Origin of the sequence: Streptomyces sp. NPDC058295 (assembly GCF_042880655.1) — a bacterium.
Classification (GTDB): domain Bacteria; phylum Actinomycetota; class Actinomycetes; order Streptomycetales; family Streptomycetaceae; genus Streptomyces; species Streptomyces coriariae.
The window spans coordinates 48,843-61,978 of record NZ_JBHVYO010000045.1 but is presented as its reverse complement, the minus strand read 5'-3'; the positions used below and the strand labels follow the sequence as shown (position 1 = coordinate 61,978).

Annotated in this window: 8 protein-coding genes; 5 read left to right on the top strand and 3 right to left on the bottom strand. The window is 72.4% G+C overall.

Annotated elements, in window-relative coordinates; translation table 11 throughout:
- Both ACFVYS_RS34925 and ACFVYS_RS34920 read right to left on the bottom strand, forming a co-directional pair.
- Positions 1-785: maltotransferase domain-containing protein (locus ACFVYS_RS34925; RefSeq protein WP_389508678.1), on the bottom strand; the 785-nt coding region annotated here is incomplete at its 3' end.
- Between the two features lie 190 nt (positions 786-975).
- Entirely contained in the window at positions 976-2,193 is a 1,218-nt protein-coding gene (locus tag ACFVYS_RS34920; protein ID WP_389508676.1) for a S8 family peptidase, read from the bottom strand.
- A gap of 279 nt (positions 2,194-2,472) precedes the next feature.
- On the opposite strand from ACFVYS_RS34920, the gene ACFVYS_RS34915 reads away from it, so the two are divergent.
- Positions 2,473-5,097, top strand: a complete 2,625-nt coding sequence (locus ACFVYS_RS34915; RefSeq protein WP_389508674.1) for a glycosyltransferase family 1 protein — start codon at positions 2,473-2,475, stop codon at positions 5,095-5,097.
- Positions 5,098-5,161: 64 nt separating this feature from the next.
- Here the strand turns inward: ACFVYS_RS34915 and ACFVYS_RS34910 are convergent, their stop codons facing one another.
- Positions 5,162-6,829 carry a hypothetical protein gene (locus ACFVYS_RS34910; protein ID WP_389508672.1) on the bottom strand — a complete coding sequence of 556 codons (1,668 nt, stop codon included), beginning with the start codon at positions 6,827-6,829 and terminating at the stop codon, positions 5,162-5,164.
- Between the two features lie 216 nt (positions 6,830-7,045).
- On the opposite strand from ACFVYS_RS34910, the gene ACFVYS_RS34905 reads away from it, so the two are divergent.
- The 4 genes from ACFVYS_RS34905 (at position 7,046) to ACFVYS_RS34890 (ending at position 13,071) form a co-directional block, all read left to right on the top strand.
- On the top strand, positions 7,046-8,479 hold the full coding sequence (locus ACFVYS_RS34905; RefSeq protein WP_389508670.1) for a hypothetical protein: 1,434 nt from the start codon (positions 7,046-7,048) through the stop codon (positions 8,477-8,479).
- 114 nt (positions 8,480-8,593) lie between these two features.
- A complete protein-coding gene (locus ACFVYS_RS34900) occupies positions 8,594-9,865 on the top strand; it encodes an AAA family ATPase (protein ID WP_389508688.1) in 1,272 nt (423 codons plus the stop codon).
- Positions 9,862-11,154: a VWA-like domain-containing protein gene (locus ACFVYS_RS34895; RefSeq protein WP_389508668.1), complete on the top strand. Its 1,293-nt coding sequence runs from the start codon at positions 9,862-9,864 to the stop codon at positions 11,152-11,154. Before ACFVYS_RS34900 ends, ACFVYS_RS34895 begins: the two co-directional genes overlap by 4 nt.
- A gap of 735 nt (positions 11,155-11,889) precedes the next feature.
- Positions 11,890-13,071 carry a hypothetical protein gene (locus ACFVYS_RS34890; protein WP_389508666.1) on the top strand — a complete coding sequence of 394 codons (1,182 nt, stop codon included), beginning with the start codon at positions 11,890-11,892 and terminating at the stop codon, positions 13,069-13,071.
- Positions 13,072-13,136: the final 65 nt, after the last annotated feature.

The following is a 13,136-nucleotide window of genomic DNA, read 5'->3' as shown; positions in this document are numbered from 1 at the left end:
AACTCGTACCAGGCGCCGTACAGGGCGCGTTCCCGCTCGACCAGCAGCGGCAGCGGCTCGGACGCGGTGACCAGCTCCCGCAGCGGATACCGGCCGAGCACCGCGTCGACCTGCGGTGTCAGCGCCGCCGCCAGCCGCGAGACGGCCGGGCGGGTCTCGTCGCGCAGCGCCTGGGCCGCCGCCAGCACCACGCTGCGGTCGGGGCCCACCGGCACTCCGCCGACCGCCCGTTCGTACAGCCGCGCGCCCTCCTCGAGGACCAGCTCGGTGTCCATCCCCGCGGGGATCTTGATACCGGCGTGGTGCCGCCAGGTGGCGACCGGGTCGCTCCAGGCCTCCACGGTGTACGTCCAGCGGCCCGTCGCGTCCGGCGTGACGTCCGCGCCCCAGCGGTCGGTGCCCGGGGCGAGTTCACGCATGGGCGTCCAGGGGCCCGGGTTGCCGTCCGGGTCCCGCAGCACGACGTTGGCGGCGACGGCGTCGTGGCCTTCCCGGAACACGGTCGCCGAGACCTCGAACGTCTCGCCCGTGACCGCCTTGGCGGGCCGGCGACCCTGCTGGACGAACGGGCGGACGTCCAGGACGGGTATGCGCCCGACGGCGGTGGTGTCGCCGCCCGAGGAGGATCGCTCCGGGGCCGGCGGACCGGGTGCGGGTGTGAGCACCGGGACGGACGTGTCCTTCTCGGCGTTGCCGGCGCCGTCGGAGCTCTTGCCGTTCCTGCTGCTCTTGTTGTTCTTGGTGCGAGGCGTCGGGGGTGATGACGGGTGGTGCCTTGCTGGCATGACCGCTCCTGTCCGCATCAACGGGGGGTAGGCGGATGGATGTGGTGGGGAGGGGGTCCTGCGGGGAGTACCGGAGGAGCCTTCCACCCTATTCGGGTGAGCAATCCGGCACGTTGCTAACTGCTTACGTATATGTCTACGTACAAGACCGGCCCCGTTCGAGGGGAACGGAGCCGGCCTCGGAGCTCCGTCAGGTGAACGGTGGGACGCGGAGGAGTTTGTTCGGCGAACCGGTCCCGCGGCCGGAGACCTTGCCGTTCACCGCCCCCGCGACCAGCGCCCGCGCCACCTGGGCGGGCGTGGCCCTCGGGTGGTCGGCGAGATGGAGCGCGGCCGCCCCCGCCGCGTGCGGCGCCGCCATCGACGTACCGGAGTGGGTCACCCGGCCGGTGTCGCTCGTGTACGAGGCGGAGGTGATCGACACTCCCGGCGCGAACAGGTCGAGAGCCGAACCGTAGTTGGAGAAGCCCGCCCTGGCGTCCCCCCGGTCGGTGGCGCCGACCGTGATGGCCTCCCGCACGTCGGCCGGGGAGTGCAGGGCGGCCGGCTGTCCCACGTTGCCCGCGGCGACGGTGTAGGTGACACCGGACCTGATGGAGGCGCGGACGGCCGCGTCCAGCGCCGCGTTGTAGCCACCGCCCAGGCTGAGATTGGCGACCGCGGGCCGGTGCGCGTGCCGGGTGACCCAGTCGATGCCCGCGATGGCCTGCGCGGTGGTGCCCGCACCGGCGTTGTCGAGCACCCGTACCGCGACCACCCTGGCCTTCTTGGCGACACCGAGACGCGTCCCCGCGACGGTGCCGGCCACATGCGTGCCGTGGCCGTTGCCGTCGGCGGCGACCCGGTCACCTCCGACGAAGTCCCAGCCGTGGCTCGCCCGGCCGCCGAAGTCGGCGTGGCTGATCCGGATGCCGGTGTCGATCACGTACACCGTGACCCCGGCGCCCGCCGACTTCGGCCAGTTGTAGCTGTTGTCCAGCGCCCGGCCCGGCTGGTCGACGCGGTCCAGCCCCCAGGACGGCGGATTCTTGGCGGCCCCGGCCCCGGCTGCGTCCAGGGTCACCCGGGTGTCCTGGACCACCGAGGCCACCCGCGGATCGGCCGCGAGACGCCGGGCCTGTCTCTCGTCGGCCTCGACGGCGAACCCGTTGAGGACCGTGTCGTAGGTCCGGCTGACGGTCGCCCCGTACGAACCGACGAGGCCGCGCCCGGCCTTCGACGCCGCGTCGGTGTCCTCCTTCAGCGTGACCAGATAACTTCCGCCGACGGAACCGGGCAGGCCGGCGCCGAGTATCTTCCCCTCCGGTGCGGCGTGCGCGGGCGGGGTGACGGCCGAAAGGACCACGGTCGTGACGACCGCGGTCAGGCCCCCCACCCGGCGCAGACGCCGGGTTCGCGTCCGTGCCATGGTTCGAGTTCCCCTCCTCGACTCGGCGCACGACGGCTCCGCCGACTTATCCGACTTCGCCGGGTACGCCACTGGGCAGCCTCTCGTGCGGGGCGAAAGGCCACAAGGTGGCCTACCGGGACGAAACAGGGTTTCGGCCCGTTGTCGCGGGTCGGGCCGAAAAGCGAGGGTCCGCGGGCGGCCAGCCCTCAGCGAGGCCCGCGTCGGCGCCGGTACCTTCGTAGACGACGTGGACGCACACCGCCGTGCGTCTCTTCCTCACGCACGCCGAGGTGGAATGTGAAGGCGATCCGTCGATTCACCGTCCGACCCCTCCTCCCCGAACCCCTGCAGCCACTCAGCGATCTGGCCCGCAACCTGCGCTGGTCCTGGCACGCGGAGACCCGCGACCTCTTCCAGTCCGTCGACCCCGAGCGCTGGGCCGTCTCGGACGGCGATCCGGTGAGACTCCTGGGAGGCGTACGCCCGGCACGCCTCGCCGAGCTCGCCGGGGACCGCCGTTTCCTGCGCAGGCTGAGTGCCGCCGCCGACGACCTGCACGACTATGTGACCGGCGACCGCTGGTACCAGGCCCAGCCCCGTACCGCCGGGCTGCCCGCCGCCGTCGCCTACTTCTCACCCGAGTTCGGCGTCACGGCCGCGCTGCCCCAGTACTCCGGGGGTCTCGGCATCCTGGCCGGCGACCATCTGAAGGCGGCCAGCGACCTGGGCGTCCCGCTGATCGGGGTGGGGCTGCTCTACCGGCACGGCTACTTCCGTCAGTCGCTCTCCCGGGACGGCTGGCAGCAGGAGCACTATCCGGTCCTCGACCCCAACGAACTGCCGGTGACCCTTCTGAAGGAGGACGACGGCACCCCCGCGCGGGTCTCGCTCGCCCTCCCCGCCGGCAAACAGCTGCACGCCCGGGTCTGGCTGGCCCAGGTCGGCCGGGTCCCGCTCCTCATGCTCGATTCGGACGTCGAGGAGAACGACCTCGGCGAACGCGGGGTGACCGACCGGCTCTACGGAGGTGGCAGCGAGCACCGGCTGCTCCAGGAGATGCTGCTGGGCATAGGAGGTGTCCGGGCGGTACGCACGTACTGCCGGCTGACCGGCCACGCCCCGCCCGAGGTCTTCCACACCAACGAGGGCCACGCGGGCTTCCTCGGCCTGGAACGGATCGCCGAACTCGCCGACACCGGTTCGGACTTCGACTCCGCCCTCGAAGCCGTCCGGGCCGGCACGGTCTTCACCACCCACACCCCCGTCCCGGCCGGCATCGACCGCTTCGACCGTGAGCTGGTCGCCCGCCACTTCGGCCCCCAGGCCGAGCTCCCGCGCATGGACGTCGACCGCATCCTGCGGCTGGGCATGGAGACCTACCCGGGCGGCGAGCCGAACCTCTTCAACATGGCCGTGATGGGCCTGCGGCTGGCGCAGCGCGCGAACGGCGTGTCCCTGCTGCACGGCCAGGTGAGCAGGGAGATGTTCTCCGGCCTGTGGCCCGGCTTCGACCCGGAGGAGGTGCCGATCACCTCCGTCACCAACGGCGTGCACGCCCCGACCTGGGTGGCCCCGGAGGTCCTGCGGCTCGGCGCCCGCCAGTTCGGGTCCGGTCGGGCCGAGGACGCCCTGAGCGTCGGCGGCTCCGACCGCTGGGACGCCGTCGCCGACATCCCCGACCAGGACATCTGGGAGCTGCGCCGTGATCTGCGCGAGCAGCTGGTGGTGGAGGTGCGGGAGCGGCTGCGCGCCTCCTGGCGCCAACGCGGCGCCGGCACGGCCGAGTTGGGCTGGATCGACGGCGTCCTGGACCCGGACGTCCTCACCATCGGCTTCGCGCGCCGCGTCCCCTCGTACAAACGTCTGACGCTGATGCTGAGGGACCGCGACCGGCTGATGGATCTCCTTCTGCACGCGGAGCGGCCGATCCAGATCGTCGTCGCGGGCAAGGCGCACCCCGCGGACGACGGCGGCAAACGGCTGGTCCAGGAACTGGTCCGGTTCGCCGACGACCCGCGCGTCCGGCACCGACTCGTCTTCCTCCCGGACTACGGCATGGCGATGGCGCAGAAGCTCTACCCCGGCTGCGACATCTGGCTGAACAACCCGCTCCGCCCCCTGGAGGCCTGCGGCACGTCCGGTATGAAGGCGGCGCTCAACGGCTGCCTCAACCTCTCCGTCCTGGACGGCTGGTGGGACGAGTGGTTCCAGCCGGACTTCGGCTGGGCGATCCCCACCGCCGACGGCGCCGGCACCGACCCCGACCACCGCGACGACATCGAGGCGGCGGCTCTCTACGACCTCCTCGAACAGCGGATCACCCCCCGCTTCTACGAACGCGGCCAGGCGGGTCTGCCCGACCGCTGGATCGAGATGGTCCGCCAGACCCTCACCCTGCTGGGCCCGAAGGTGCTGGCGGGACGCATGGTCCGCGAGTACGTCGAACGGCTGTACACGCCGGCCGCCCACGCGCACCGGACGATGACCCCCGACACCGCACGCGAACTCGCCCTGTGGAAACAGCGGGTGCGCTCGGCCTGGCACGCGGTGCAGGTGGACCACGTCGAGACGTCGGTGGCCACCACCACCGCCGAACTCGGCACGACCCTCGCGCTGAGGGTCCGCGTCGGCCTCGGCGACCTCACCCCCGACGACGTCGAGGTGCAGGCCGTCTCGGGCCGGGTCGACGAGGAGGACCGCATCACGGACGCGACGACGGTCCCCCTGAAACCGTCCGGCGGCCCGGACCTGGACGGCCGCTGGCTCTACGAGGGCCCCCTGTCCCTGGACCGCACGGGACCCTACGGCTACACGGTCCGCATCCTCCCGGCCCACCGACTCCTGGCCTCCGGCGCGGAGCTGGGCCTGCTGGAGGTGCCGTCGGAGGAGGCGGTGGAGGGGGCGGGGGTGCTGTTGCGGTAACCGCTCGCCGCCCGGTCCGAGGCGCCGACGGGTGACGTCGGCGCCTCGGTGGCCACCGGAAGACTCAAGAAGCGGTGAGGGTCCCGGTGATGCGGGTGACGGTCGCCGGGGCGCTGCCGGACAGGTCGGTGAAGAGGTCGGTGGTGACCGTCCCGGCTTCGGAGACGGCCCGCAGGTCGGGTACGCCGTCGCCGTCGGCATCGGCGGCCTGGAGGGTCACAGCGGCTCCGGTGTGCCACCCGGTAGCGACCGGATAGGCGGTGTACGTGAGGTCACCGGTCTCCGGGTCGGCGGCCAGGTCCTCCCACAGGTCGAGCTCGCCGGTGGACTTGTTCCACAGGAACATCGCGGTACTGCCGCCGCCGCCCGGGGTGGGCAGTTGGGTGGTGGCGACGGTCCAGTCGTTCCAGTTCGCGGTGCCGTCGGGTGTGGTGGCGTTGAGTGTGACGGGGAAGAAGAGGCCGGCGTTGAAGCCGCTCGCGTAGAGGTTCAGGGCGTAACCATTGGCACTGTCACCGGAGATGCCGATGAGGTCGGGGAATCCGGTGTCGCGACCGGAGGTGGTTCCGGCGTTGGCGAGCTGGAGAGGGTTGTTGCCGTAGACGTCCTGGAGCGAACCGCCGTAAATGTTGATGGTGTTTCCGCTGACCGGGTTGAGCGGCGAGCCGTCCCCGTTGCCCTTGACGACCACGCCGCTACCCGCATAGGTGCCGGACGGGAAGTAGACCAGCACGTCCTGTTCCGCGCCGCCGGTGAAGCGGCCGGTGATGACCGTCGAGCCGTCGAAGTCCGACGGCGAGCCGTGGCTGTTACGGCCGCCGCCGTTGACGCCGATGTCGGTCGGCGACGTGCTGACGTGTCCGTCACCGGTACCGGGTGCCAGCCACAGACCCGACGGGAGTCCGTTCCGGGCGCCGACGGTGAGCAGGTCGGGGATGTCGTCGCCGGTCAGGTCGCCGTCGGCCTGGTTCGTCGAGGGCGGAGCCGAGATGATGTAAATGGTCGCCGTCTCGCCGTAGTTGCCGCCTGCGGACAAGCTGGTGACCGACAGGACGTTGGTCGAGCTGGTCGGGGTGACCGTGAGGGTGGCGTTGCCGGACGCGTCGGCGCTCACGTTGACCGGTGCGCCCCCGTTGAGCTGATACCGGTAGCCGGTCGGTACGGTCCCGCCGCCGGGCGCGCTGACGGCGATGCTCAACGGATGTCCGACGGTGGACGCCCCGGGTTCGGTGATCACGGGCGTACCCGGATGCGTCGGGTCGAAGGAGAAGTGGCAGACGGTCGACCAGTCGCTCGTGCGGTCGGAGTCGGTGGCCCGGACTTTCCAGTCGAACTCGGTGAGGGAACCGCCCGCCGCGGCCTCCAGCTTGTCCTTCCGGACGAGGTAGACGGCACGTGTGCCGGACGCGGCGGACACCTGCGCTTCCGCGATCGCGTCGCCGGATTCGCCGTCGTGCCGCGTCAGGAGGAAGTCGGCGCCCAGGGTGCCGCCGTCGGGGTCCGAGACGTTCGCGTACAGATAGAGGTCGGTGTCGCCGACGATGGTGGCGCCGTCGCAGGAGGTCACCGGCGAGGTGCGCAAGGTGGTCGGAACGGCGGGAGGGTTGTCCTGCGTCGCGGCCGAGGCCGCGGTCGGCCGGGCGATTCCCGCGGTCGCGATCAACAGGCCGAGTGCCGCTGCCGCGGTGAGGGCGGGTCTGCGGCGCGGTCTGTGGGAGGAGGGCAAGTACACGAAGTCGCAGCCTTTCCCGAGGGGGCCGAAAGGCCCCGAGCGGAGTCAAGTTACGGTATGGCGAACGGGAGTTCGAATGGGTTTTCGGCGACCCGTCCGCCCCGGGGCTGCGGGAATATTCGGTGGGCGGATCGCAGGGCGGGGGCTATGCTCCCCCGCGATGACTACTTCTTCTGTAGACAGATCGGGGGCCCCGTCCGCGCAAGGTGAGTGCTGATGCTCACTCGGATCGCGAACGAGGATTCCCGACTTTCCTTCTGGCTGCGCGTGCGCGAGTTCGCCGTGCCGGCCTCCATGATCGAGACTGCGACCGCCCGCCGCCGTGCCGGGGACTGGGCGGGGGCGTGTGCCGCCGCGGGTGTCGACGTCGATCTCGACCTTCGTACCGTGGCGCGGACGTACGGTCGTGCGTTCGTTTCCCGACTCCGGGCCGATCTCCGTCACCTGGCTCCAGACCTGCTGCGTTGGCATCTGCCGAGGGTCGCTCCGGACGGGCTGCTGCGGCCGGGGGTGACGGTCTCCCTCGCTCGGTACGAGGCCGTCGGCGGCGCCGGGCGGGACGACACCCGGTGGCCCGTGCACCTCGTGGTGCGGACACCGCCCGCCTGGGCGGATGCCGGGCAGCGGATCAGCCTCACGCTGTGGGACGCGTCCGGCCCGGTGGCGAGGGACCGCCGTCATCCGCATCCGCGTCCCGACCGGCGGTTCCGTCTCGACCTGCACCGCCACCTGTGGGACGCGCGCAGAACGGGTGAGCTGCGGGTCCGGTGCGGAGCCGATCGACCGCCCGGAGACGACCCGCCCGCCCTGGATCCGCCCGCCCTGGATCCGCCCGCGCGGGGCGCGGAACTGCCGGTACTCGGCTGTGCCGTGGACCGGTGGGTGGCCGAGGCGGGGATCCTGCTGCGGGCCGAGGGGCGGACCACCGGGCCCGTTCTCGTACGCCTCGGGTCCGGGCGGCGGCTGGTCCTGGATCCGGTCGGCGGCCGGGACGGCCGGCCGGTCCTGCGCGGTGCGGCGGGCTGTGTCTCCGCGCTGCCGGTGCTGCCCGACGCTGCGACCTGGGTGCTGCCCGACCTGGAGTTGATCCGTACGGGAGCCATCGAGGCCGGGCGGCTGCATCCGTTGGTCGCCTCGGCGCTCGTACCGGAGCACGCCGGAACGGAGCACGTCGGAACGGAGTACGCGGCGACCGGACCGGGCCGGCTTACCGACCGGGCCGGACGGGCCCGACTCGTGGAGTGCCGGGGAGCGACGCACCGGATCGGCCTGGTCGACGGGGTGCTGGCTCCGCTGGACCACGACCCGGCCGAGATCCGGCGCGAGGAACTGCTGGCCGCGCTGACCGGCACTCCGCTGCCCTGCCTCCAGGCGATCGACCGGGCACACCGGCGTCCGGACTGCCTCGTCGGCGTGCGTGAACGCCTCGTCCACGGTGATGTCGCCGGTGCGCTGGCCGTCGTGGAGGGGTTGCTGGGCCCCGAGGCGGTCCTGCGCGACGGTGCTCTGCGGGACGAGCTGGAGGCGGCCGCGCGACGGCGGATCACCTACGGACTGTTCAGGGCCGGTCTGATCGGCCCCGGACCCGGCCAGGATCGCCGCCGTCCCGGCCATATGCGCGCGCACCCACGCCACGGCGTTCCTCGCTGAGCCCTCTTTTCGGCCCCACTTTCCGTCCTGCGAAGTCCAGAGAACCCCTGCGACCCCCGCGAACTCCCCGCGAACTTCTACGAACCCCAAAGGTGATCACCCATGCCCACACCCATGCCCACACGTGCCCACCTCGCTGCTCCGACCTCCTCCGCCCCGGCCCCGGTCTCCCAACTCGATGTGGCGGGCGAGCTGTTGACCCTGTTGCGCGACTCCACCACCGAGCCGCGTCCCGACAGTCAGTTGGAGGCACTCACCCTGGCCGTGGCCGCCGACCTCCCCGTGCTGCTGTGGGGCGAGCCGGGGATCGGCAAGACCGCCGCGCTGACCCAGCTCGCGGAGGCGCTGGACCTGCCGCTGACCACGGTGATCGCCAGCGTGCACGAGCCGTCCGACTTCTCCGGGCTGCCCATCGTCGGGGACGATCCGGCGGAACAGGGCGTGCCGATGGCCCCGCCGGACTGGGCGGTGCGCCTGGTGCGGGCCGGCCGGGGGCTGCTGTTCCTCGACGAGCTGTCCACGGCGCCGCCGGCCGTGCAGGCCGCCCTGCTCCGCCTCGTACTGGAGCGTCGGATCGGCGCGCTGACCCTGCCGCCCGGGGTGCGGATCGTGGCCGCCGCCAACCCGAGGGGTTCGGCCGCCGACGGCTGGGAACTGAGCCCGCCGCTGGCCAACCGGTTCGTCCATCTCCAGTGGACCCACGACCACGAGGTCGTCGTCCGCGGACTCGGCGGGACCTGGCCCCGGGCGACCCTGCCCCGGCTCGACCCGGCGAAGCTGCCGGAGGCCGTGGACTTCGCCCGGCGCGCGGTGTGCGGACTGCTCGCCGCGCGTCCCAAGCTCGTGCACCAGCTGCCCAGCACCGAAGCGCGGCGGGGCGGCGCCTGGCCGTCGCCGCGCAGCTGGGACATGACCCTGAGCCTGATCGCCTTCGCGACCGCGGCCGGCTCCTCCCGCGACGTACTCTCGCTGCTGGTCAGGGGCACGGTCGGGGACGGTCCGGGACTGGAACTGCTGGCGAGCCTGGACCGGATGGACCTCCCGGACCCCGAGACGCTGCTCGCCGACCCGGCGGGCGCCGAGCTGCCCGAGCGGGGCGATCTGCGCCAGGCCGTGCTGGACGGTGTCGTGGCGGCGGTCCGTATCCGCCCCGACAGGCCCCGCTGGGACGCGGCGTGGGCGCTCCTCGTACGGGCGTTGGAGACCGGCGCCCCGGATCTGGTGGTCGTCCCCGCGACCACGCTCGCCTCGCTGCGGCGGGAGGACTGGGACGTACCGGCGTCGATCGAGAAGCTGGCCGGAGTGGTGACCCTGTCCCGGCGGGCGGACCGGGCGGCGGAACGCGCGACGGCGCGCACCACGGCCACCGCGAAGGCGGGCCGATGAGCCCGGACGAGCGGCTGGGCGCCGACCAGGCGCAGGCCGTCACCGGCAGGCCGCGGGGCGCGGTGGAGCCGAGGCCCCTGGACCTCGACAAGCTTCTCGCCGCCCGGCTGCAGGCCGCCCGGGCCCGGCCGTACCTGGCGACGGCCCTGTTCGCTCTGCACCCGGTGGAGTCGCGCTGGGTGCCGACGATGGCCGTGGACCGGCACTGGCGCTGCTATGTCTCACCGGCGTTCGTGGACCGTATGCCGGTGGAGGAGCTGGCCGGGGTGTGGGTGCACGAGGTGTCACACCTGCTGCGCGACCACCACGGGCGCAGTGAACGGGTCGCCCGGGAGCGGGAGTTGACGGGTGTGGGGGAGCGGTTGCGGATGAACATCGCCGCCGACTGCGAGATCAACGACGACGCGTTCGGGGACGGCCTGGTCGAGCCCGAGGGGGCCGTCACGCCGGAGTCCCTCGGGCTGCGGCCGGGCGAGCTGATGGAGGACTACCTGCGCCAGTTCCGGCTCGGGCCGCACACCCAGAACCTGGTCTGGCTGGACTGCGGCAGCGGCGCCGACGGACGGGAACGGGAGTGGGACCTCGGCCCGGACGGCGCGCACGGCCTGAGCGAACAGGAACGGGACGCCGTCCGCTTCCGCGTGGCGCAGGGCATCGCCGGCCGCCGGGGGACCGCCCCGGCGGGGTGGCGGCGGTGGGCGGAGGAGGCCTTCCATCCGCCGCAGCCGTGGCGGGATCTGCTGGGCGCGGCGGTGCGCTCGGCGGCCTCGGCCCCGGGCGCGGGAGAGGACTACTCCTACGGCCGACCGTCCCGCCGCTCGGCGGGCGTCCCGGGCACGGTCCTGCCGAGCCTGCGCCGCAGACCGCCCCGGGTGAGCGTGGTCATCGACACGTCGGGCTCGGTCAGCGACGCCGAACTGGGCAGCGCGATCCTGGAGGTCGCCGCGATCTCCCGGGCCGTGGGCGGCCGACGCGACCTGGTCACCGTGGTGCCGTGCGACGCGGCGGCCCGCATCGTGCACCCGCTCTGCCGCGGCGAGGGCATTCCGCTGCTGGGCGGCGGCGGTACGGATCTGCGCGCGGGCTTCACCAAGGCCCTCCGCGCGCGGCCGCGCCCCGACGTCATCGTCGCGCTGACCGACGGCCAGACCCCCTGGCCGAGCACCCGCCCGCCGTGCCGCACGGTGGTGGGCCTGTTCCCCCGCGGCTCGGCGTCGTACGACGAGGACGACCCCGACTACGTACCGGACGAGCCGCCCGCCTGGGCCCGGGTGGTGGAGATCGGGTGACCGGGTGAGGGTGTTCTGTGGTGAATGTCGTGTGACCACGTTCACTTCGACCACGGCGACCGTGTGAACATCTTGTGCTCCCGCTGAGAGATCCTTTAGAACTTGCCCATTCGTGATCGTTTGGGCGGGGGGTTCCGCGCGTTCGGCACGTCGGAGCGGCGGATGAGTGGAATGAAGCAAGTGAGCGTAGAGAGACCCGAGATGCCCGGAGTCCGTCGTCGTGGGGCGGGTGTCGTGCGGGCTGTCCTGGTGGTGGCCGGTCTGTGCCTGGTGGGGTGTTCGGGCGCCGGGGGTACCGGTACCGACGGGTCGGTGGACAGCGAGAGTTCACCCTCGGCCTCGGTGTCCGCGTCGGTGGGTTCGTCGAGCGGTGTCGCTACACCGACCCCTGCTCCGAGTCGTTCGGCGACCGCGTCGGCCTCGCCGTCACCGTCGAGGACCTCGGCCCCGCGGACGACGAAGGACTCGTCGGCACAGGTGGGCGGCGGCTCCGGCAGGTCGAGCGGCTCCGGTACGAGCGACGGTGGGTCAGGGGGGTCGGGTTCTGTCGTGCAGAATCCCAACCGGGGGTCCGATCCTTTGCCCGCGCCGCCCCGTCCGGCTCCCACGCCGGAGTGGAGCTCCGAGGAGTGGCAGCCCGGTGATCCGGTCGAGACCAGGTCTCTCGCCACGCCTGAGCAGGGCTGACATAGGCTGTGCCGCCCGTTGATCGACGCAGAGAGAGGCCGACGGCGCGTGTCTGACAGACCGTCCGAAGAGCACAGATCCGGTTCGCAGAAGGGGGAGGGGGAGGGGGAGAGCCGCTCCATATCCGATGAGGAATGGGCGAGGTTCGTCCAGGACAGCGAACGCGGGATACCCGACTCCGCGCCGAAGGAGCCGTCCGCGCGGGCCCGCGAGGTCACGGAGCGGCTGCGGCAGCAGGAGGCGCGCGGGGCGACGCCCACGGGGTGGCGAACCGTCGCGGATCTGCAAGGGATGCAGGAGCGGGCGTCTCGAAGGAGGCGGCGGCTGTGGACCTTCCTCGGTGTGCCTGTCGTGATCGCTCTGGTCGTCGTGGCGATGCGGCCGTCGCTGCTGCCGGGAAACCCCTTCCGCGTCGGCGAGCCCGAATCCGCCGTCGCCGCTTCGCCGTTGCCCATGGAGACCGCCGCCCCGACCGGCGCGCCCGGCGCGGCCGGCGTCGCGATTCCCACGCTCGAGCGGCCGTTCGCGGGCTCCCCGGCGTTGCGGTGGGCCGACGGCGCGGCCGGTGTCGTCCCGCCGAAGGCGACCCGCGTCGGCTCGCTGTCCAAGGCCCAGGTGGAGCAGGCGCTTCAGCAGACCAGGAAGCTGCTGATCGACGCGAACCTCGATCCGGCCACCTTGCGCGGCGGACGTCCCGAGACGGCGCTCTCCGTGATCGAGCCACGGCAGAAGGAGTTGCTGGACCTGCTGGACACCTCGCTGAGCAAGCCGGACGAGGAGCACGACCCGGTGCTGATGTTCAGCCGCTTCGACCCCGCCGAACTGCGCCTGGCCGGTGACGTGGTCAAGACGCGGGGACGGATGACGTTCAAGGCGGGCGAGAGTGCCTCTGTCGTCGTCCACGCCGACTACACCTTCGTGTATCCGCTGATGCGGGTCGACAAGGACGCCGCGACCGAGGTGGAGCGCACCATCGTGCGCCGGGTCCTCGACATCGAGCTCTTCGATCCCGACAAGTGGGTCGTCACGCCGGGGAAGATCACCGTCACCAGGTACGACCAGGAGATCGGCAATTCCGCCTGCGACGTCTACGACGGTTATCTGCACCCCCAGTTCGCGACGGTCGAGCCGTCGGGCGCCCCGGCGACCGGCCCGACGACCGACCCCTACGACCGTAGCCAGGAGATCGCCGGGCACGCCGAGGGCTGCGGCGTGGTGTCCCGCACCTGACCTGTCGGTGCGCGGGGGCGGCCCGCCCGGCTGTGACTTGTTTCCGGCCACGACGTGTTCCCGGC